The following is a 22,735-nucleotide window of genomic DNA, read 5'->3' as shown; positions in this document are numbered from 1 at the left end:
TTACAATGCTGTATATTGTTTTGTAAAAAGTAGAGAATAATAAAATAGAGCGGTAATAGGGTAAAGATTTATATAGAACTTTTCTAATTTTTCTTTTAAAAAGGATACTTTATAGAAGTTTTTTAAGTTGTTCACAGAATTGAAACAACTTATGAAAGCTTTATTTTATCAAGGTTCTCACTGTATTTTTGAGGAATATGAAATACACCTTAGTTTTTCTATATAAAGATAATGCTTATAATGAAAATGAGTGTGTTAGGAATAAAAAGAATATCAACAATGGGGAGCGATAGAAGTGAAAAAGAAATTGTTGGCTATTGCGCTAGGGACATCGGTTGTTTTTGCTTTAGGAGCATGCGGAAATAAAGAAGAGAGTAAGTCTTCGAAACAGTCTGCAAGCACAGACAGCGCAGAACAAATTTTCCAAAGAAGTTGTGCGGGATGTCACGCAACAGATTTATCAGGGGCAACTGGACCTGATTTAAGAAAAGTAGGCGGTAAGTACGACGCTGCAGATATTGAAGAGATTATTAAAAAAGGCCGTGGTTCAATGTCACCAGGACTTATTCAAGGTGAAGATGCGAAAAAAGTATCTGAATGGTTAGCTGAACATAAATAAAAAGGTGAAATGGGCGAGTTGATAATATAGTCAGCTCGTTTTCCTTTTTTCTGGTATGTAACATAACTGTAACAAAAATGTATCCAAATTGGAAACCGTTTGATGTTACAATGGGGTTTGTAGAATTTTGCTGAAATATATTACATAGAGTGGTATTGCTTATGAGAAAGCATAAGTAAACTACCTTCAACAAGGATGACTAAATGAAAATGAAGGATGTCTTTTATTTTCAGATGTACAGAAAAGTATTTCGAAAAAAATCATTAAGTATTGGGTGATAAATAATGATAAAAATGACGAATGTTTATAAGGAGTACCCGAATGGTATGAAAGCCATTGCTGGTCTTACAGTTAACATTAAACAAGGTGAATTCGTATACGTAGTTGGACCGAGTGGAGCCGGGAAATCTACATTTATTAAAATGATGTATCGTGAAGAGAAACCATCTACAGGATCTATTAATGTAAATGGACTTACTATCGAAACATTGGCAGAAAGAGACGTTCCGTATTTTCGCCGTCAATTAGGCGTAATTTTCCAAGATTTTAAATTGCTACCTAAATTAACGGTATATGAGAATGTTTCGTTTGCTTTAGAAGTAATTGAAGAAGAACCGGATGCAATTCGTGAGCGTGTAACAGAAGTGCTAGGTCTTGTAGGCCTTGAAGATCGTGCAGACGCACTTCCAAGTGAGCTTTCAGGTGGGGAGCAACAACGTGTGGCTATTGCAAGAGCAATTGTAAATAGACCAAAGGTTGTAATTGCCGATGAGCCAACAGGTAACTTAGATATTGAAACAGCTCTTGATATTATGAATATTTTTACTCGCATTAATGAGCGCGGCACAACGATCGTTATGGCGACGCATAATGCAGATATCGTAAATACAATCCGTCATCGTGTAATCGCGATTGAAGGCGGAAAAATTGTTCGAGATGAGATTGAGGGAGGATACGGATATGAAGGCTAAGACCCTTAGTCGACATTTGCGAGAAGGTGTAAAGAATCTATCACGTAACGGATGGATGACATTTGCTTCTGTTAGTGCAGTAACAGTTACATTATTACTTGTAGGTGTCTTTTTAACAGCGATTATGAATATGAACCATTTTGCGACGAAAGTAGAGCAAGATGTAGAGATTCGTGTACACATTGATCCAGCTGCAAAAGAAGCGGATCAAAAGAAATTAGAAGAAGATATGAGTAAGATTGCAAAAGTAGATTCTATTAAATATTCTTCTAAAGAAGAAGAGTTAAAACGTTTAATTAAAAGCTTAGGTGATAGTGGAAAAACGTTTGAGTTATTTGAACAAGATAACCCACTTAAAAACGTATTCGTTGTAAAAGCAAAAGAACCAACCGATACAGCGACAATCGCGAAGAAGGTTGAAAAAATGCAGTTTGTTAGTAATGTTCAGTACGGAAAAGGGCAAGTTGAACGATTATTTGATACTGTAAAAACTGGTCGTAACATTGGGATTGCGTTAATTGCTGGCCTTTTATTCACAGCGATGTTCTTAATCTCTAATACAATTAAAATTACAATTTATGCTCGTAGTACAGAAATTGAAATTATGAAACTTGTTGGTGCAACAAACTGGTTTATTCGTTGGCCATTCTTGCTAGAGGGATTATTCTTAGGAGTATTAGGATCAATTATTCCAATTGGCCTAATTCTAATTACGTATAATTCGTTGCAAGGTGTGTTTAATGAAAAACTTGGCGGAACAATTTTCGAGCTTCTACCATACAGTCCGTTCGTATTCCAATTAGCTGGTTTACTAGTGTTAATCGGTGCTTTAATCGGTATGTGGGGAAGTGTAATGTCAATTCGTCGCTTCTTAAAAGTATAAAAAGTTGCAAACATAATTCGTACAAGCTTATCATATAGTAGAAATAGGTAAAGGCATCACACACTGTGTGATGCCTTTTGCTACACCACCTGTGTGTTTTGGAAAGGGGAATTCCGCATTGAAACGTAGAGTTGCAATTATTGGAATGGTTGTTGCATTTTTAATTGGTGCTGGCGGAATGTTTGCAGGCATGTCTGTATTTGGGGTTAACCCATCAGAAGTAACGCAAACAATTTCGAGTGGGAATGCTAGCACTGCGCAAGGGAATTTGGCAAAAATTAATGAGGCGTATGCACTAATTGATTCACGTTATGTGGAAGACGTGAAAGATGAAAAGTTAGTTGAAGGTGCAATACAAGGTATGTTGTCTACGCTGAAGGACCCTTATTCCACGTATATGGATAAAGAAACAGCCAAACAGTTTAGTGAATCGCTTGATCCCGAATTAGAGGGGATTGGGGCTGAGGTGAACAAGACGGACGGTAAGCTTATTATCGTATCGCCAATTAAAGGTTCACCAGCAGAAAAGATAGGAATTAAACCGAATGACCAAATTTTATCTGTAGATGGAAACAGTGTGAAAGACTTATCACGTGAAGAAGCAGTATTAAAAATTCGTGGTAAAAAGGGAACGACTGTCGCAATTGAAATTAAACGTGCGGGAGTAACTGATCCGATCGTATTTAAAATTAAGCGTGAAAAGATTCCAATCTTTACAGTATTTAGTTCTGTGAAGCAAGAGAGTGGAAAAGATATCGGTTATATGCAAATCACTTCTTTTGCTGAAAATACAGCGAAAGAATTTAAGGATCAGTTAAAAGAGTTAGAGAAGAAAAATATAAAAGGCTTAGTTATTGACGTGCGTGGTAATCCTGGTGGCTATTTAAATAGTGTAGAAGATATACTAGGGGAAATTATGACGAATAAAAAGCCGATGCTACAAGTAGAGCAGCGAAATGGTGAGAAGAAGAAATTCTCTACGGAACTGAAAGAGAGAAAACCATATCCAATTTCAGTATTAATTGATAATGGAAGTGCTTCTGCTTCAGAGATTTTAGCGGGTGCGCTAAAAGAAGGAGAAGGATACGATTTAATTGGTGAAAAGACATTTGGTAAAGGTACTGTCCAGCAAGCTGTTCCATTTAAAGACGGCAGCAACATTAAATTAACGATGTTTAAATGGTTAACACCGGATGGGAACTGGATTCATAAAAAAGGAATCGCGCCAACAGTAGAAGTGAAGCAACCAAATTATTATCATGCGACACCAATTCAAATTGAAAAAACACTTTCATACAATTCAAATGATGTACAAGTAAAACATGCTCAAGAAATGCTTAAGAGCTTAGGGTATGTACCAGGTCGTGAAGATGGATACTTTAGTAAAGAGACAGAATCGGCTCTGAAAGCATTCCAAAATGCAAATGAGATGGAAGCGACAGGACAGCTTGATAAAAAGACAGCTGAAGCGATTCAAACTAAAATTATCGAAAAAATTCGTTCTGGAGAAAATGATCTACAATTACAGTCAGCATTAAAATTAATGGCAAAATAAGAAGAAATACAGGCAGTTTGCTGCCTGTATTTTTTTGTGTTAAACAAACGTTTGTTTAGTTATGATAATATAAAAAGAAAGAATGATATAAATGGTGGTGAATGAGTTCATGGAGGCGTGGATTTTTGAAATAATGCGGGCAGTTGGACGTTTTTTCTTACACCCTGCTGTCTATATATTTGTAATAAGTAGTATCTTCGTTGGATACTTACGTATGTTAAGAGAACGAAAAGATTTTTCTTTTAAAGTTTATGATATTTGGTTTGAACTGCGAACCTCTCTATTTGCAGGGATTGGATACGGATTAGTAGTATCTATTGTTACGATTGGGCTTGGACTTGTTGTTTCTAAAGCGAGCTTATGGGCCATTTTAATTTGGACGTTACTATTTGGATTAACGGCTATGTATCGATATTTATCGGCAGCTTATACATTTAGCATTGCGATTGTATGTGTTCTATTATCTTCTAAGCTACCAGTTTCCTTTTTACAGCTTCGAGAAGGTGAAGAGAGTACCATTGTATCCCTTGTTATTTTACTAGGCGTTATGCTTATTGTAGAAGGCTTATTGATTTCTAAAAACGCAGTAGGATATTCGACGCCGAGGATTAGGAAGGGGAAGCGTGGATTAAAGATTGGTTTACACGAATCAAAGCGTTTATGGATCGTTCCTATTTTTATTCTTGTACCGGGTGATGCGGTAACGCAGTTTATTTCATGGTGGCCTGTCGTTTCAATCGGTTCAAATACATATTCTCTATTCCTCGTTCCATTTTTAATTGGATTTATGAGAAAGATTAAAAGTTATGAGCCGACGGAAGCTTTATTATTTACAGGAAGACGTGTTTATGGATTAGCAGGATTTGTGCTCGTTTTAGGAATCGCAAGTTATTGGTGGCACGTACTTGCAATTATCGCGATGGGAGTCGCAATGCTTGGGCGTTTCACAATCTCGATGCAAGAGAAAATTGCCGATGAAACAAGACCAGCATATTTTGCTGCACGCAATGATGGGCTCGTTGTACTAGATACAATTCCAAATACAATTGGAGCAGAGCTAAAATTACTGCCTGGAGAAATTATTACGAAAGTAAATGGAGTCATTCCAAAAAGCGCCGAGGAATTTTATGATGCGCTTCAAACGAAGACGACAGGAGCATTTTGTAAATTAGAAGTATTAGATACAAATGGTGAGCTTCGTCTTGCACAAACTGCATTATATGCTGGTGGGCATCACGAATTAGGTATTGTATTCGTTGCGCAGGAGCACGAGTGGGATTCGGAAGCGATGTAATAGAAGGAAAGGTATCACCTTGTGGTGATACCTTTTTTTGTTTTTTGGGGGGAGGGGAGAGTAGTTAGTAAATGAAATTTATATCGGCGATTATCCGAATATATCAGCGCAACTTGAAATATATCGGCGATTTTGCAAATATATCAGCGCAACTCGAAATATATCGGCGATTATTCGAATATATCGACTTTCCAGCAAAAAACGACAACTATCGCAAAGCTTATTTTCAGTTTCATAGACGGATAACTTGAATAATTATTTGATAATGGTTATCATTTAGGGAGTCTTTTTAATTTTGGAAAATGGAGGTAAGATATGCTGCGTAAATTTTTCTCGTACTATAAACCGTATAAAGGTTTATTTATACTCGACTTTTCTTGTGCGGTTGTCGCAGGATTATTAGAACTCGGCTTCCCGCTTATCGTAAATCAATTTATTGATAAGTTATTGCCAGGGCAAAACTGGACGCTTATTTTATGGGCTTGTTTCGGTTTACTCGCAGTTTATATGTTAAATGCAGGCTTACAATATGTCGTTACATATTGGGGACATATGCTTGGTGTTAACATTGAAACAGATATGAGGCAGAAATTATTTGATCATATTCAAAAGCTATCATTCAGATTTTTTGATAATAATAAAACTGGTCATTTAATTTCACGCCTTACAAACGATTTAATGGAAATTGGGGAAATTGCTCACCATGGACCAGAAGATCTATTTATCGCCGTAATGACTTTAGTTGGGGCATTCTCATTTATGATGATGATCAACTGGAAGTTAGCGTTATTAACGTTCTTCGTCATTCCATTCCTATTATGGTTAGCACTTTACTTTAATAAAAAAATGACAGGTACATTTAGACGTTTATTCTCAGACGTTGCTGATTTTAATGCATGCATTGAGAACAATGTTGGGGGAATTCGTGTTGTACAAGCATTCGGAAATGAAAAGTTTGAGAAAGAGCAATTTGCTGTCAACAACGCTCGTTTCCGTACAACGAAATTAATGGCGTATAAAATTATGGCGTTAAATTCATCGATTAGTTATATGCTCATGCGGCTCGTAACGCTCTTCGTCTTAATATGCGGTACATGGTTTGTTCTGCAAGGAGAATTAACGTACGGTGGATTTATCGGATTCGTTCTATTAACGAATATTTTCTTCCGCCCAATTGAAAAAATTAACGCGGTAATCGAAAGCTATCCGAAGGGAATCGCCGGTTTTAAAAGATATGTAGAGCTTCTTGAAACAGAGCCTGACATTGTAGACTCTAAAGATGCAATGGAAGTTAAACATGTACATGGTGATATTCAATATAACAACATTACGTTCGGATATGAAAATAAAGAACCAATTTTAAATGACATTAGTTTGAAAATACATGCAGGTGAAACGGTTGCGTTCGTTGGACCATCAGGAGCTGGGAAAACGACGTTATGTAGCCTATTACCACGTTTTTATGAGCAATCATCTGGATCAATTCAAATTGATGGGATTGATACGAAAGATATGACATTATCTTCACTTCGTAAGCAAATTGGAATTGTGCAGCAAGACGTGTTCTTATTTTCAGGAACAATTCGTGAAAATATCGCTTACGGAAATTTAAAGGCATCAGAGCCTGAAATTTGGCAGGCAGTAAAACGTGCGCAGTTAGAAGATTTAATTTACTCACAGCCGGAAGGTTTAGATACTGTTATCGGTGAGCGCGGCGTGAAACTTTCAGGTGGACAAAAGCAGCGTCTAGCTATTGCTCGTATGTTCTTGAAAAACCCGCCAATTTTAATATTGGATGAAGCAACTTCTGCACTAGATACAGAGACAGAACTTGCGATTCAAAAATCGCTTGCTGAATTAGCTGTCGGTCGCACAACGCTAGTTATCGCTCACAGACTTGCAACGATTAAAAATGCAGATCGCATCGTCGTTGTAAATAAAGATGGCATTGCAGAACAAGGTTCACATAATGAATTAATTGAGCAAGGCGGAGGATACAGTAGGTTATACGAAGCTCAGTTTAGTTCGTAAATATAATTTGTACTGAATTAGTGCACCATAAGTAGGTAAAAATCTCATATGGGAGGCTATAAAGTATGATTGTAACAACAACGTCTACAATTCAAGGAAAAGAAATTATTGAGTATATCGATATCGTCAATGGAGAAGCGATTATGGGTGCGAATATCGTTCGTGACCTTTTCGCTTCTGTTCGTGACGTTGTCGGTGGTCGTGCTGGCGCTTATGAAAGTAAATTAAAAGAAGCACGCGACATCGCAATGGAAGAGATGAAAACTTTCGCAAGACAAAAAAATGCAAATGCAATTGTTGGTATCGACGTGGATTACGAAGTAGTTCGCGAAGGTATGTTAATGGTTGCGGTGAGCGGGACTGCTGTCCGCATATAAAGTAAAAAGCCGTGCTGATGCACGGCTTTTTACTTTGTATGTCGAAGTTTCAATATTTCTTGGGAAATGTGGAAGGCCCCGTCGATATATAGGGAAGACATTAGAGCGCTTCTTTACATTTTTGAATTTGAGTTAATAATTTTGCGTATTCTTGTTCGAGAGATGTGATGTCATCGTGATGATTTGGAATGGAAATCCGGCCGATGACTTCTGTTAATTTTGTTTGTAATCGTAACAATTCTTGCTCAGTAACGTTTACAGAATCTCCAGTGGTTCTTTTTGTGTATTGCTCGTAATTACCGTGGAAGATTCTTGGTTCACTCTCATCTACTTGTAGAATATGGTCTGCAACAGAGCGAATAAAGGCACGGTCATGGCTAATGAAAAGTATTGTGCCAGGATATTCTTGTAACATGGTTTCTAATTCTTCTTGCGTTGCTAAGTCTAAATAGTTTGTCGGTTCATCTAGCAGAAGCATATTATAGTTTCCTAAAAATACTTTTGCGAGTGCAACCTTCATTCGTTCACCCCCGCTTAGAACGTGCACAGGTTTATGAACATCCTCACGGCGGAATAGAAGTCGTGCAAGTATTGTTCGAACGAATGCTTCTGTATAGTTTGTTTCTTCTAGAACATTTTCTAAAATGGTTTTATCTGTTTTTAAAATAGATAATGTTTGTTCGAAGTATCCAATTTTACAACTTTTCGATAGTTGCATGCCACGCTCGTTTGTGAGAAGCATGTTGAACAAAGTGGTTTTGCCGCTTCCATTTGCCCCTAAAACGGCAAGCTTTGCACCAGGGGCAATAGTTCCATTCATATTTTTAAATAGTGTGCGATCGCCTATTTTCTTTGTTGCTTTATTGAATTGTACTGCCACCTTACTATGAATGGGGGTATGGTATTGCGCGTCAAATTGAGCTTGAGAAAGATCCTTTGGCTTTTCCTTCTTTTCTAGTTTTTCGAGACGTGTCTCTAATGCTTTCGCTGCTTTGCTAACCTGTTCTTGGCCGTGAGCCCCACTTAACCTATAAAGTCTAGATTCAGATGAACTGAACCGTGTTGGGATTTTTGTCATGTTAGAAGCACGTTGCTTTCTTTGTAGAATGGACTGTTCTAAACGATTTTTTTCTTGTACATATTGCTCATATTCTGCTTGTTTTTGTATTCGTTCACGTTCTTTTTGTTTTCGATAGTTTGAATAATTCCCTTTGTATTCTTGAATAGTACCGTCTTCAATTTCAATAATTTTGGTACATATATTATCTAGAAATTCACGATCATGCGATATTAAAACAAGTGCTCCTTTATAAGAAGAAAGTGCCTTTTCTAATTGCTCTGTACCGACCATATCTAAGTGGCTTGTTGGTTCATCAGCGAATAAAATGCCTGCATTTTGTTCGAGAGCATGGGCAATCTTTAGCCGCATTCGTTCACCGCCGCTCATTGCGTCGGTAACGTTTGAAATACTCCATTTTCCTTTTGCAAGAGAAGAAGCGGTTTCCGGTAGTTCTTCGCTAAGCTGAGGAATGATGCTGATAGAACTATGATGAGTTACTATGCCTCTGTCAGCTTCTATTTCTTTACTTAATATTTGTAATAACGTAGATTTACCAGCTCCGTTGACTCCGACAATTCCTATGCGATCCTGTGCTTGAATTTCCAGTGATGGTAATGTAAATAGTGTGCGATCACCAAAGCTCTTTTCAATATTACTTGCGAATAAAATAGTCATAAAAAAACCTCCCTAGTTTCACTAGAGAGGATAAACGTCGCCCTTGTATGTAAAAAATCGTACATAAATAAACGATTTTTTACATGATCGTTTCGAAAGAAAGTATCGACAAATGGACAGACTAATCCCCTGCTAGTTTTCATCATTTTTGTTCACTATTTGTGATGGATGAATTAAATAAGAGAATTAGAACTTCATTGGTCAAAGTACCTTCCTTTCATAATATTACTTTTATTGTATGCGCATACAAAAGGGTTTGTCAAACTTATTTCTGTTCGCTATTTTTGAATTTATTATTATACAATTGTGCTTTTGCCAGCGCCTCAGCATCGTTTTTAATTTCATCCAGTCCATTCGCATCCCCAATAACATAACCTTCAAATGAAGAGCCAACAAAATCAAAGATATATTGGAATTGAGCAATAAGCGGTAATGCTTTTAGCTTTGGGTTGTCCCCGCCAACGATGACAACGTACATTTTTTTGCCTTTCATTTTTTCTTTGAAATGAAGGGATGTATCGCGCAAGCTTTGTGACCAGCGATCAACAAAGTTTTTCATATGTCCACTCATTCCATACCAGTATAGCGGTGTAGCAAAGATAATTGTGTCGTGCTCTAGCATGCGGTTGGTTAACTGCTTATAGTCATCATTTACAGGTTGGAATCCTGCTGCATCATGACGTTGGTCTGTAATAGGATAGACGGTATGATCACGCAAATAAATTTGTTCTGTTTCAATGCCCTCTATCATCATATGTGTTAAAGCTTCTGTATTTCCGTTTTGTCTTGAACTGCCATGTATAACAAACATGTAATCATCCCTTTTCTTTTGCATGTTTTAGGAGTGAAACGTGTTTTTGCAAATTCGTTTGGATGTTGGAAAGCAATGAGATTTGCTTTGTTACTTCATTGAGTTTATCTTCGTAAAGCGTAAGGATACTGCTGCACGGATTGTCGTACAGGTGCGGTTCAATTTCAAGGCAGCGCAGCATCCTTGCCGTCTCTTCTAAATTTAAGCCAATTTGTAAGTACATTTGAATAAGCTCCACTTTTTCGATGGCACTTTCATCAAAATCACGGTAGCCATTTGCAAGGCGCTTAGAAGGGAGTAAGCCCTTTTCTTCGTAATGTCTTAGTGATCTTTCACTAACGCCAGTTTCTTTTGATAATTCTCCAATTCGCAATGTATTTCACTCCTTTTACATGTATTGTAAACCTTCACACTAATGTGAAGGTCAACTCTGTTTTTTTGCAAAAAAATCTACATGATTTAAGAACACTTGAATGGCTTTAGATGGAATGAAATATTTACCGCGCACGATGGAGAACGGACGGATTAGTTGTTCATTGGGAACTTCGACGTGGAATAGTTCTTTTGCCAGTAGCTCTTTCCGTACAGTCCAATCGGAAAGGATAGCGATGCCAAGCCCGGCAGCGACGGCTTCCTTTACGCTTTGTATACTACTGAATGTAAAGAATCGTTTCATTTTTAAATGGTGTTGATGAATAAAGCGGTCACTATAAGCGCGTGTACCAGAACCACTTTCTCTTAATACCCATACTTGATCTTGGAGTGTACTTTTATTTATTTCATTTGTGCGGAGTAATGGATGATTTGGCGGGACGACGAGCTTCATTTCATCTTGCATAAATGTTTCAACATCTACGTCGGCGTATACGACTTGTCCTTCCACTAGGCCGATATCAATTTGATTAGAGCGAAGGCTTTGCAAAACGTCTTCTGTATTTGAGATGAAAGTATGAACTTCGACGTGTGGATTTTCATTCGCATAGTTAGCCAGTATTTTTGGAAGTAAGTATTCGCCAATTGTAAAACTAGCACCAATGCGAAGTGTTCCTGTTACAACGTTATGTAGTTCATTAATTTCTTGTTTAGCATCTTCGTAAAGAGAGAGCATTTGCTTTGCATGTATATATAATATGTTTCCTGCTTCCGTAACTTGGACGTGCTTCGGGGAGCGTTGAATAAGTGTAGTGCCAAATTCGTTTTCTAAGTTGCGTATATGCATACTTACTCCAGGCTGTGAAAGGTTTAATAATTCTGCTGCACGGGAGAAGTGTTTCTGTTCAACGACAGTAACAAAAATTTTTAAAATGTCTACGTTCATATAATAGGCTCCTTTCTTTTTCTATCATCTTATCATAAGTATTTCTGATGATAGAGATTTGGTATTGGTATTAAACTTATTATAGAAACTCTCTTATAATGTAAGTAGAAAGAACATGCATGTTCCAATACGATTATTGGAGTGGTTCAAAATGGAACAAACACTTGTTATACAAAAGAAGAAGCGTTTTGGATTTTCGCAAGGGATTGGGATTACGCTATTAATCGCAATTGCCGCGAAATATTTAGCAGAGCTTCCATTTTTAAATATTATGGGACAATTAGTAATTGCTATTCTAATTGGGATGGTTTGGCGTGCGGCAATTGGAGTCCCTCAAGATGCGATTGCAGGGACGAACTTTGCGAGTAAGAAGTTGCTGCGCTTTGGAATCATCTTACTTGGAATGCGATTAAATCTTGTTGATATTGCGAAGGCAGGGCCGAAAGTATTGGTCATCGCAGCGGTTGTTATTACATTTACGATTTTCGTTGTATATGGACTAACGAAAGTATTTAAGGTAGAAAAGAAACTTGGGATTTTAACAGCATGTGGTACAGCAATTTGCGGGGCGGCAGCGGTCGTGGCAATTGCGCCGCAAGTGAAAGCAAAAGATGATGAAACGGCAGTTGGGGCTGCAATTATTGCTATTTTAGGTACGATATTTACGCTTATTTATACGTTATTATATCCAGTGCTTGGCCTATCTCCATACGGTTACGGTGTATTCTCAGGGGCCACGCTGCATGAAATTGCTCATGTTATCGCAGCTGCAGCGCCAGGAGGAAGTACAGCTGTAGACATCGCAGTTATCGTGAAGTTAACGCGCGTTGCAATGCTCGTACCAGTAGCAATTTTAATTGGATTATGGTTTGGAAAGAGTGAAGGAAGCAAGGAAAAAAGATCGTGGCGTGATCTTCCGATTCCGTGGTTCATTTTCGGATTTTTAGCGATGAGTGCAGTGCATTCGCTCGGGATTATTCCAGAAGTTGTTGCGGGATACATTGTTGTCATTGCTTATATGCTAATCGCAATGGCGATGGCAGGACTTGGTTTAAATGTAGAGTTTAAAACGTTCCGTAAGTTAGGAAGCAAAGCGTTCGTGGCGGGGCTGATTGGCTCGGTTTGTTTATCGGTTCTTGGATACGTTCTTGTATATGCGCTAGGATTTATGTAGTAGAGGAGAAAGCTGTTCCCGAAGGTATTTGGGGACAGCTTTTTCTTATGATTATAGTAGCGCTACGGATGTCGATATTTGTCGGTAAGTCGATATATTTAAAAAATCGCCGATATAAATGGAGTTGCGCTGATATATTTGGGAAATCGCCGATATAATTTAAGTTGCGCTGATATATTTAAAAAATCGCTGATATAAATTGAATTACTCTTGTACTTCGTTAGAGTAGATGTTTAATGAAATATTTTTCTAAAATTTGTAAAGATATCTTTACTTATAACTGGAAAATATTTATAATTTAAGTAAAGATATCTTTACTTTTGAAGGTGGAGCCTATGGGTGTGAAAAATAAAATAAAAGAGTTAAGAAAGCAAAATCATATAACGCAAGTTGAAATGGCAAAGGCGATGCAAGTGACGCGGCAGACGATAGTGGCGATTGAAAACCATCATTACAATCCGAGTCTAGAGTTATCTTTAAAAATCGCCAAGTATTTTGGAGTGAAGGTGGAGGAAATATTTACGCTGGAGTAAGGAGAAAGAAAATAAATGATAAGCTTGAGAGATTTCAATTAGAGTAAACGTTTAAATATATAAGGATTGGTTTTGATTTATTAATTAGTATCGCATCAACGAGCGTGTTAGCAACAAAGAATAATAGATAGAAAAAGGGGAACTGGGATGGGATTACCGGTATTATGTGTCGCTACGGCTATTTTTGCTTTGTTTTGGGGAATGCAGAACTTCTCTCGTAATCCAGTACCGAGTATTTGTATTATGCTTGGCACTGTAGGTTTATCATATTATTTATTAGTGTCAGCTCATTATCATAAAACAGCAACGAGTGTTGTCGTTGGAGCACTTATTTTATTTTGTGGGCGCGCTGTACAAAAAGGATTACTTCCGTAAAAGCTGTTTATACGAAGAGTATAAACAGCTTTTTGTATTTTTTTAACAAAACGCTTGAAAGTTACGTAACGTCATCTTTTATAATGAGAGGGAAGAGGTGATGGTAGTGATTTCAATACAAGAATTGACGAAAGAAACAGGGGTTACAGTACGTACACTACGTTATTATGATCAAATAGATTTATTAAAGCCGAGCGGAAAAACAGAGGGTGGACATCGGTTATATAGTGAAAATGACGTTATTCGTTTGCAACAAATTTTATTTTTGAAAGAAATGGGATTTTCATTAAAAGAAGCTGCGAATATGTTAGTAAAAGGTGAGCTGGATTTAAAAAATTCGCTTGAAAAACAACTTCGGTTTGTACAGGAAGAACAAAAGAAATTTAATCGAATGGAGCGTGTTTTACAAGCAGTTGTTTATTCGGTAGATGTAGAGGGAGAACTTGATTGGAAAGTTATGTTTGAACTTATTCAGCTTTCAAAACAGTCTTCTCGTATACGTGAAATATTTCAAAATGAAGTATTTTCAAAGGAAGAACAAAAATTGCTTCAGAATTTGCCAAATATGAGTGAGGAAGATCCGAATGTTTTAGAATGGGTAGATTTATTAAAGCAATTACGTACTTTTATGAAAGACGGTAAAGAAGTCGCAAGTGATGAAGTACAAGAGGCAACGAAGAAATTAATGCAGAAATGTTTAGAAATGGCTAATGGTGACGAAGCGTTTTTAGATAAGTTATGGGAAGTTAGAAAATCGAAGGAAGATTCACAGAAAATGAGCATGTATCCAATTGAAGAAGAACTTTTATTATATATGGATGAAGCTTTTCGTATATATGATGAAAAGGAGAAGGATAAATGAGTATACTTGCAGAATATCGTTGGTATTTTTTAATTGGGGCAGAAATTGTATTTTGGTTATCAGCTATCGGTTTCTTTTTACTCCGTTACGGATTCCATTTGAAGAAGGCAAGCTTTATTATGGGGATTGTACTACTCATAAATGAAGTATTTATTTTAACTTTAGGGGTAGTGGACTATTATCAAACAGGAAAGTTCTCTAACTTTCAAATCATTACGGTAATTATTTTATTGTATGCAGTTTTCTACGGGAAAAAGGATTTAAAGAAGCTTGATATATTTGTACAAAAATCAGTTGCGAAATGGCGTAATGAACCGGCGCCTATTATTGAAGAACAGGTAGAATTAACAGGTATGGCCTATGCAAAGCAGGAAATAAAAAATTGGGTATTACATCTTGTTTTATTCGTTGGTGTGCACATATTCTTTTTCTTCGCGTATGGATTTATTCCATTTGAACAATGGGGTAATTGGTTAGAATCGGGAATCGTTTTAAATAAAGCTGCAAGTCGCGTGAGTCAAGTGTGGGCGATTATATTTTTAGTTGATACAGCGATTTCATTTTCATATGTGATTTTTCCGAAGAAGGAGAAAGGAAAAGAAAAGCTACTTTCATAGTTGAAAGTAGCTTTTCTGGTATACAAATAATTTTTATAGGAGGGGATGACAATAGGAAAAAGAACCAGTTTTATAAGTCTATTTCTCTTTAGTTTAGTAGCATGTTCACCATCTAGCACTACAATTGATAAGAAGAATGATGTCATTGTAAAGGAAGCAGGAATTCTCAATCTAGATAAATTTGAAAAGTTCGTTTTGAATGTCGAGCAAAGGGAAGTTGATAAAATAAGAATTGTACAGTATACCCTTGAAGGGGACCCGATTTTTCAAACGTTAGAGTATAGTGGGAACGATATATTTTATGTGTCAGATAATAGAAAAGACAAATTTGCTGGGAAGGATAAAGGGTTATATAAAGATAGTTGTAAAAGTATTATTAAAGAGCAGCGCGAATCAGAAAGTACTTATCGGCTAATAGATTGTATGAATGAAGCTGGGCGCAATGGATATGACTTAGTATATGTACCTAAAAAATAGAACTAGTAGAGGAAGGAGGTATTTACTCCTTCCTTTTTTTATGTGTATATTGTCGAAAACTTTACCGAATATCTGTTCGTTTTTTTAGGTTTTTTATAGGTATTCGTGGTAAAATAATAATACAGATTTTTATGAGGAGGTCGGATTTTCTTGGAACGTCAATTTGAAATTGTCTCAGCGTATTCCCCGCAAGGTGATCAGCCGGTAGCTATAGAGAAGCTTGTAGAGGGAATTAATAGTGGAAAGAAAAAGCAAGTGTTGCTTGGAGCGACAGGAACGGGTAAGACATTTACGATTTCAAATGTCATTAAAGAAGTGCAAAAGCCAACACTTGTTATGGCTCATAATAAAACGTTAGCAGGGCAGTTGTATAGTGAGTTGAAAGACTTTTTCCCGAATAATGCAGTTGAATATTTTGTTAGTTACTACGATTATTATCAGCCAGAAGCGTATGTGCCGCAAACAGATACGTTTATTGAAAAAGATGCGCAGATTAATGATGAAATTGATAAATTGCGTCACTCGGCAACGTCTGCATTATTTGAACGGGACGATGTAATTATCGTTGCGAGTGTTTCGTGTATATATGGCTTAGGTTCTCCAGAAGAATACCGCGAGCTAGTTGTTTCGCTTCGAGTTGGTATGGAAAAAGACCGCAATCAATTGCTTCGTGAACTTGTTGATGTACAGTATGGACGTAATGATATTGATTTCAAGCGTGGTACATTCCGTGTACGCGGAGATGTAGTTGAAATCTTCCCGGCATCACTTGATGAGCATTGTATTCGAATTGAATTTTTCGGTGATGAAATCGATCGTATTCGTGAAGTAAATGCGTTAACAGGTGAAGTATTAGCAGAACGTGATCATGTAGCAATCTTCCCAGCATCTCACTTCGTTACACGTGAAGAGAAAATGAAGGTCGCTATTGAAAATATCGAAAAAGAATTAGAAGAGCGTTTAAAGGAGTTAAATGATAACGGTAAGTTGTTAGAAGCGCAGCGTATAGAGCAACGTACACGTTATGATTTAGAAATGATGCGCGAGATGGGCTTTTGTTCAGGTATTGAAAACTACTCCCGTCATTTAACACTTCGTCCAGCGGGGGCAACGCCGTATACGTTATTAGACTATTTCCCGAAAGATTTCTTAATCGTTATGGATGAGTCGCACGTATCAGTACCGCAAGTAAGAGCGATGTATAACGGTGACCAAGCACGTAAACAAGTGCTTGTGGATCATGGATTCCGTCTGCCATCGGCTCTAGATAATAGACCGCTTATGTTTGATGAGTTTGAAGAGAAAACAAATCAAGTTATTTATGTTTCAGCAACGCCAGGACCGTACGAGTTAGAGCAGTCACCAGAAGTAATAGAACAAATTATTCGTCCAACAGGACTTTTAGATCCGCCAATTGATATACGACCAATTGAAGGGCAAATTGACGATTTATTAGGAGAGATTCAAGATCGCATTGCAAAAAATGAACGTGTATTAATTACGACTTTAACGAAGAAAATGTCAGAGGATTTAACGGATTACTTAAAAGATGTAGGAATTAAAGTTAACTATCTTCACTCTGAAATTAAAACGTTAGAACGTATTGAAATTATCCGTGATCTTCGCCTCGGTAAATTTGATGTACTTGTCGGCATTAACTTATTACGAGAAGGATTAGATATTCCGGAAGTATCACTTGTAGCTATTTTAGATGCTGATAAGGAAGGGTTCTTGCGTTCAGAACGTTCATTAATTCAAACAATCGGTCGTGCCGCGCGTAATGAAAACGGCCGCGTTATTATGTATGCAGATCGTATAACGAAATCTATGGGAATTGCGATTGAAGAAACGAAGCGTCGTCGTAGTATACAAGAAGCTTACAATGAAGAGCATGGTATTACGCCGAAAACGATTCAAAAAGGCGTTCGTGATGTTATCCGTGCAACGACAGCTGCTGAAGAGACAGAAACATACGAAGCAACTCCTGCTAAGAAAATGACGAAAAAAGAGCGCGAAAAGACAATTGCGAAGATGGAAGCAGAGATGAAAGAAGCAGCAAAAGCGTTAGACTTCGAGCGTGCAGCTGAACTAAGAGATTTACTATTAGAATTAAAAGCGGAAGGGTGAAAAAAGTGAGTAAGAGCAAGGATTTTATCGTTGTAAAAGGTGCTAGAGCACATAACTTAAAAAATATTGATGTAACCATTCCGAGAAATCAGCTTGTCGTTGTAACGGGATTGTCTGGTTCGGGGAAATCATCATTAGCATTTGATACGATTTATGCAGAAGGGCAGCGCAGATACGTAGAATCATTATCTGCGTATGCGCGCCAGTTTTTAGGACAAATGGATAAGCCGGATGTGGACACGATTGAAGGATTGTCACCAGCGATTTCAATCGATCAAAAAACGACGAGTCGTAATCCACGTTCAACTGTCGGAACGGTAACGGAGATTTATGATTATTTACGTTTATTATTTGCGCGAATTGGTACGCCAATTTGTCCAAATCATGGGATTGAAATTACATCACAAACAGTAGAGCAGATGGTAGACCGTGTTCTTGAATATCCTGAACGTACGAAATTACAAGTGTTAGCTCCTATCGTGTCTGGGCGTAAAGGTGCACATGTGAAAGTACTTGAAGATATTAAGAAGCAAGGATATGTTCGTGTACGTGTTGATGGTGAAATGCTTGATGTATCTGAGGATATTACGTTAGATAAAAATAAGAAGCATTCCATTGAAGTTGTAATTGACCGTATTGTTGTAAAAGAAGGAATCGCAAGCCGTCTTGCTGATTCACTTGAAAGTGCATTAAAGCTTGGCGGAGGCCGAGTGTTAATTGATGTAATGGGAGAAGAGGAACTTCTATTTAGTGAACATCATGCTTGTCCGCATTGTGGTTTTTCAATCGGAGAATTAGAGCCGCGTATGTTCTCATTCAACAGTCCGTTCGGAGCATGTCCTTCTTGTGATGGACTTGGTTCAAAGCTAGAGGTAGATTTAGAGCTTGTTATCCCGAACTGGGATTTATCATTAAATGAACATGCAATTGCACCTTGGGAACCGACAAGCTCACAATATTACCCGCAGCTTTTACAATCTGTATGTAATCATTATGGCGTTGATATGGATGTGCCTGTGAAAAATATACCGAAAGATTTATTTGATAAAGTGTTATACGGAAGCGGTGAAGAGAAGGTTTATTTCCGCTATGTAAATGAATTTGGTCAAGTAAAGGAAAATGAGATTTTATTTGAAGGTGTTATTCCAAATATTGAACGTCGTTATCGTGAAACGAGCTCCGATTACATTCGTGAGCAAATGGAAAAATATATGGCAGAACAAGCTTGTCCGAAGTGTAAAGGTGGACGCTTAAAGCCTGAGAGTTTAGCTGTATTTGTTGGCAATAAAACGATTGCTGACGTAACGAAGTATTCAGTTCAAGAAGTACAAGAATTCTTCTCGAATGTAGAGCTAACGGAGAAGCAACAAAAAATAGCTCATTTAATTTTAAGAGAAATTCAGGAGCGCGTTGGGTTCTTAGTGAACGTTGGTTTAGATTATTTAACGTTAAGTCGTGCCGCAGGAACTTTATCAGGTGGTGAGGCGCAGCGTATTCGTTTAGCGACGCAAATTGGTTCTCGTCTAACTGGCGTACTTTATATTCTTGATGAACCTTCAATTGGTTTACACCAGCGTGATAACGATCGTCTTATTCGTACATTGCAAGAAATGCGCGATTTAGGTAATACGTTAATTGTTGTTGAACATGATGAAGATACGATGATGGCTGCTGACTATTTACTTGATATAGGGCCTGGTGCAGGTATTCACGGTGGACAAGTCGTATCAGCAGGTACACCGGCTGAAGTGATGCAAGATGATAATTCATTAACAGGGAAGTATTTAAGCGGTAAAGAGTTTATTCCTGTTCCACTTGAAAGACGTAAAGGTGACGGAAGGAAAGTGGAAATTGTCGGCGCAAAAGAGAATAACTTAAAGAATGCGAAGATGTCATTCCCGCTTGGTACGTTTGTAGCGGTAACAGGGGTATCTGGTTCTGGTAAAAGTACGATGATTAATGAAGTACTATATAAATCGCTAGCTCAAAAGTTATATAAAGCGAAAGCGAAGCCAGGTACTCATAAAGAGATTAAAGGTCTTGAACATTTAGATAAGGTAATTGATATTGATCAATCACCAATCGGTCGTACACCACGTTCTAATCCAGCGACGTATACAGGTGTATTCGATGATATTCGTGATGTGTTTGCACAAACGAATGAAGCGAAAGTGCGCGGATATCAAAAAGGACGTTTCAGCTTTAACGTAAAAGGTGGCCGTTGTGAAGCGTGCCGTGGTGATGGAATTATTAAAATCGAAATGCATTTCCTACCAGATGTGTATGTTCCGTGTGAAGTTTGTCACGGTAAACGATATAATCGTGAAACGTTAGAAGTGAAATATAAAGATAAGAATATTTCTGAAGTGTTAGGGATGACAATTGAAGATGGAGTAGAGTTCTTCGCTAATATCCCAAAAATTAAGCGTAAACTTCAAACGCTTGTAGACGTTGGGCTTGGTTATATGAAATTAGGGCAACCAGCTACGACGTTATCTGGTGGTGAAGCACAACGTGTAAAATTAGCTTCTGAATTACACCGTCGTTCTACAGGACGTACGTTATACATTTTAGATGAACCAACGACTGGTTTGCATGCGCATGATATTGCACGTCTTCTAGAAGTGTTGCAACGTCTTGTTGAGAGCGGTGAGACGGTACTTGTAATTGAACATAATTTAGATGTAATTAAAACGGCTGATTATATCGTTGACCTTGGACCAGAGGGTGGAGATAAAGGTGGACAAATCGTTGCTTCCGGAACGCCAGAGCAAGTAGTGAAAGAAGAGCGTTCATATACAGGTAAATATTTAAAAGAGATTTTAAATCGTGATAAAGCAAGAATGAAAGAGAAGATAAAAGAAGTAGAGTTATCTCAATAAGTGTATTACGAAAAACCGAGTGGAAATGGCACTCGGTTTTTCGTTCATAGGGGGAGAAAATGGAATTTGTAGATGTTTTAAGAAAGAAAAATATGAAGGTAAGAGAGTTTCAAAATTGGGGTGTATATTTTCGGAAGCGCTGGGAGGATAACTTTGCAAATCATTTAAGTGATGAAGAAAAAGAAGACATTTTTCTTTATGGAGATAAGTATGGATGTGGGTATCTTTGGCACATATTTAGTTATGAGAAAAAGAAGTGTTTAGAGGGTAAAGAAGCAAAGAACGCGTTTCATAATGAAGTGAAAAAGGATTGCTACATTTTCTACCAACACTGTGATGAGGTACTGTTAATAAAGGATGCGAGTTTGTTACATATGGATGATATATTGTGTGAGAGGGACGATATGTATAAGGGTGACATCTATATTGTAGATAAGGAGTTCACTTGGACTTTTGTAAAAACTCATGAACATAGATGGTGCGGCCCTTATTTTACTAAGAAATGTTAGTAGGTATACAAGCATGAAAGATAGAATAAGTTGATATAAGTGTTTGTATCATACTTGCGTTTATTATCTATTAGCGTATGATGAAATATATATGTTTAAAAGGATGTGTAACGAAATGAGATGGATTGTATCACTTCTTGTAAATAGCGTTGTGTTAATCGCTGTATCGGGGCTTTTAAAAGGGATTGCACCAGATGCATTTTACGTAGCAAATATACAAACTGCAATTATTGCGAGTATTATATTGGCGGTTTTAAATGTGTTCGTAAAGCCGTTTTTAATTTTAATTACGCTACCAATTACTGTTGTAACTTTCGGCTTCTTCTTAATTGTTATTAATGCGATTACGTTAAAAATAGCAGATTCATTATTAGGAGATGCTTTTAATATATCAGGATTTGGTGTAGCGATTGTTGCGGCAATTTGTATTTCAATTTTTAATATGATTATTGAGAAGGCAATTGTGGAACCTCTATATGAAAAAAAGAGAAAATGACAAAAAGAAAAACATTTCATTATTCGTATGAAATGTTTTTTTCTATTTATTAGAAACCGTATTTCTTGTTTCCAGAAAAAAATGGTACAATATCCGGTAGAATGGAATTTTACATCAAACGAGACTGAACCCGCAGCGGAGTGGAGGTTTATACATATGCCAAAAGTAAGGACAAAAGATTTAATTGAACAATTTCAATTGGAGTTAATAAGTGGTGAGGAAGGAATTCATCGTCCGATTGATACAAGTGATTTATCACGACCTGGAATTGAAATGGCAGGATTCTTTACATATTATCCAGCTGATCGCGTGCAGCTTCTTGGAAAAACGGAGCTCACGTTCTTTGATACGTTAACAACAGAGCAAAAACAAGAGAGAATGAAAGCGCTTTGTACCGAGGAGACGCCATGTATTATTATAACTCGTAATCAAGATGTACCAGATGAGTTATTACAAGCATCACGTGAATCAGGCATGCCTTTATTACGTTCTTCTCAAACGACAACGAGATTATCAAGTCGTTTAACTAATTATTTAGAAGGTAAGCTAGCACCAACAACTGCTGTTCATGGTGTATTAGTAGATATTTACGGTGTTGGTGTTTTAATTACAGGTCAAAGTGGTGTTGGTAAAAGTGAGACAGCTCTTGAACTTGTGAAGCGTGGTCACCGCCTTGTTGCGGATGATAGTGTAGAAATTCGCCAAGAAGATGAAGACACATTAGTAGGAAGCTCACCAGATTTAATTGAGCATTTATTAGAAATTCGTGGTCTAGGTATCATTAACGTTATGACGTTATTCGGTGCAGGGGCAGTGCGAAATTATAAGCGTATTACACTTGTTATTAATCTTGAAATTTGGGATCAAAAGAAAAACTATGATCGCTTAGGTCTTGATGAAGAGAAGATGAAAATTATTGATACAGAACTTACGAAGATTACACTTCCAGTTCGTCCTGGTCGAAACTTGGCTGTTATTATTGAAGTAGCAGCGATGAACTTCCGTTTAAAGCGTATGGGAGTTAATGCAGCACAGCAGTTCTCAGAACGATTAATGAGTGCGATTGAGTTAGGGAATCAGGAGTAAACA

General features: G+C 37.3%; 22 protein-coding genes. 18 read left to right on the top strand and 4 right to left on the bottom strand.

The window, feature by feature from the left end:
- Positions 1–295: 295 nt before the first annotated feature.
- From cccB to HMPREF2590_RS22370, 7 genes are all read left to right on the top strand, one after another.
- The gene (gene cccB, locus HMPREF2590_RS22400) at positions 296–619 is read left to right on the top strand and encodes a cytochrome c551 (protein WP_000727971.1); all 324 of its coding nucleotides are present in this window, start codon (positions 296–298) and stop codon (positions 617–619) included.
- 284 nt (positions 620–903) lie between these two features.
- On the top strand, positions 904–1,590 hold the full coding sequence (gene ftsE, locus HMPREF2590_RS22395) for a cell division ATP-binding protein FtsE (protein ID WP_000594321.1): 687 nt from the start codon (positions 904–906) through the stop codon (positions 1,588–1,590).
- Positions 1,580–2,473, top strand: coding sequence for a permease-like cell division protein FtsX (ftsX, locus tag HMPREF2590_RS22390; RefSeq protein WP_000645027.1), 894 nt, complete (start codon positions 1,580–1,582; stop codon positions 2,471–2,473). Before ftsE ends, ftsX begins: the two co-directional genes overlap by 11 nt.
- 118 nt (positions 2,474–2,591) lie before the next feature.
- A complete protein-coding gene (locus tag HMPREF2590_RS22385; protein ID WP_000830313.1) occupies positions 2,592–4,028 on the top strand; it encodes a S41 family peptidase in 1,437 nt (478 codons plus the stop codon).
- 109 nt (positions 4,029–4,137) lie between these two features.
- Positions 4,138–5,322, top strand: coding sequence for a PDZ domain-containing protein (locus HMPREF2590_RS22380; protein WP_050822171.1), 1,185 nt, complete (start codon positions 4,138–4,140; stop codon positions 5,320–5,322).
- Positions 5,323–5,637: 315 nt separating this feature from the next.
- Positions 5,638–7,353 (top strand): ABC transporter ATP-binding protein, encoded by a 1,716-nt coding sequence (locus tag HMPREF2590_RS22375; protein ID WP_000944624.1) that lies wholly within the window; start codon positions 5,638–5,640, stop codon positions 7,351–7,353.
- Positions 7,354–7,418: 65 nt separating this feature from the next.
- Positions 7,419–7,730, top strand: a complete 312-nt coding sequence (locus HMPREF2590_RS22370) for a heavy metal-binding domain-containing protein (protein WP_000637523.1) — start codon at positions 7,419–7,421, stop codon at positions 7,728–7,730.
- A 100-nt stretch (positions 7,731–7,830) separates the two neighbouring features.
- Here HMPREF2590_RS22370 and abc-f read toward each other — a convergent pair whose 3' ends face one another.
- The 4 genes from abc-f to HMPREF2590_RS22350 form a co-directional block, all read right to left on the bottom strand.
- Complete coding sequence (gene abc-f, locus HMPREF2590_RS22365; protein ID WP_000153777.1) at positions 7,831–9,465, bottom strand: ribosomal protection-like ABC-F family protein; 1,635 nt, start codon at positions 9,463–9,465, stop codon at positions 7,831–7,833.
- Between the two features lie 265 nt (positions 9,466–9,730).
- A complete protein-coding gene (locus tag HMPREF2590_RS22360) occupies positions 9,731–10,276 on the bottom strand; it encodes a flavodoxin family protein (protein ID WP_000497627.1) in 546 nt (181 codons plus the stop codon).
- A gap of 4 nt (positions 10,277–10,280) precedes the next feature.
- Positions 10,281–10,649 (bottom strand): MerR family transcriptional regulator, encoded by a 369-nt coding sequence (locus HMPREF2590_RS22355; protein WP_001219199.1) that lies wholly within the window; start codon positions 10,647–10,649, stop codon positions 10,281–10,283.
- Positions 10,650–10,700: 51 nt separating this feature from the next.
- Positions 10,701–11,594: a LysR family transcriptional regulator gene (locus tag HMPREF2590_RS22350; RefSeq protein WP_001099989.1), complete on the bottom strand. Its 894-nt coding sequence runs from the start codon at positions 11,592–11,594 to the stop codon at positions 10,701–10,703.
- A gap of 151 nt (positions 11,595–11,745) precedes the next feature.
- Between HMPREF2590_RS22350 and HMPREF2590_RS22345 the strand changes: the two genes are divergently transcribed.
- The 11 genes from HMPREF2590_RS22345 (at position 11,746) to hprK (ending at position 22,732) form a co-directional block, all read left to right on the top strand.
- Complete coding sequence (locus HMPREF2590_RS22345; RefSeq protein WP_000438439.1) at positions 11,746–12,768, top strand: YeiH family protein; 1,023 nt, start codon at positions 11,746–11,748, stop codon at positions 12,766–12,768.
- A 335-nt stretch (positions 12,769–13,103) separates the two neighbouring features.
- Entirely contained in the window at positions 13,104–13,301 is a 198-nt protein-coding gene (locus HMPREF2590_RS22340) for a helix-turn-helix transcriptional regulator (protein WP_000538364.1), read from the top strand.
- A gap of 147 nt (positions 13,302–13,448) precedes the next feature.
- A complete protein-coding gene (locus HMPREF2590_RS22335; RefSeq protein ID WP_000524125.1) occupies positions 13,449–13,676 on the top strand; it encodes a hypothetical protein in 228 nt (75 codons plus the stop codon).
- A 100-nt stretch (positions 13,677–13,776) separates the two neighbouring features.
- Positions 13,777–14,538, top strand: coding sequence for a MerR family transcriptional regulator (locus HMPREF2590_RS22330; protein ID WP_030029308.1), 762 nt, complete (start codon positions 13,777–13,779; stop codon positions 14,536–14,538).
- Positions 14,535–15,155 carry a hypothetical protein gene (locus HMPREF2590_RS22325; protein WP_050822170.1) on the top strand — a complete coding sequence of 207 codons (621 nt, stop codon included), beginning with the start codon at positions 14,535–14,537 and terminating at the stop codon, positions 15,153–15,155. The genes HMPREF2590_RS22330 and HMPREF2590_RS22325 overlap by 4 nt, the downstream gene beginning before the upstream one ends.
- 45 nt (positions 15,156–15,200) lie before the next feature.
- On the top strand, positions 15,201–15,632 hold the full coding sequence (locus HMPREF2590_RS22320; RefSeq protein WP_000151999.1) for a DUF4362 domain-containing protein: 432 nt from the start codon (positions 15,201–15,203) through the stop codon (positions 15,630–15,632).
- A gap of 150 nt (positions 15,633–15,782) precedes the next feature.
- On the top strand, positions 15,783–17,759 hold the full coding sequence (gene uvrB, locus HMPREF2590_RS22315; protein ID WP_000441054.1) for an excinuclease ABC subunit B: 1,977 nt from the start codon (positions 15,783–15,785) through the stop codon (positions 17,757–17,759).
- A gap of 5 nt (positions 17,760–17,764) precedes the next feature.
- On the top strand, positions 17,765–20,641 hold the full coding sequence (gene uvrA, locus HMPREF2590_RS22310; protein WP_000045583.1) for an excinuclease ABC subunit UvrA: 2,877 nt from the start codon (positions 17,765–17,767) through the stop codon (positions 20,639–20,641).
- A 59-nt stretch (positions 20,642–20,700) separates the two neighbouring features.
- Complete coding sequence (locus HMPREF2590_RS22305; protein WP_000397422.1) at positions 20,701–21,150, top strand: DUF4275 family protein; 450 nt, start codon at positions 20,701–20,703, stop codon at positions 21,148–21,150.
- A 115-nt stretch (positions 21,151–21,265) separates the two neighbouring features.
- Positions 21,266–21,646, top strand: a complete 381-nt coding sequence (locus tag HMPREF2590_RS22300) for a phage holin family protein (RefSeq protein ID WP_001267308.1) — start codon at positions 21,266–21,268, stop codon at positions 21,644–21,646.
- A 156-nt stretch (positions 21,647–21,802) separates the two neighbouring features.
- A complete protein-coding gene (hprK, locus tag HMPREF2590_RS22295; protein WP_001127251.1) occupies positions 21,803–22,732 on the top strand; it encodes an HPr(Ser) kinase/phosphatase in 930 nt (309 codons plus the stop codon).
- Positions 22,733–22,735 lie beyond the last annotated feature (3 nt).

The sequence above is a fragment of the Bacillus sp. HMSC036E02 genome, assembly GCF_001836235.1.
GTDB lineage: Bacteria > Bacillota > Bacilli > Bacillales > Bacillaceae_G > Bacillus_A > Bacillus_A cereus.
The sequence above is the reverse complement of the archived record's forward strand: the minus strand, read 5'-3'. Positions and strand labels throughout refer to the sequence as shown.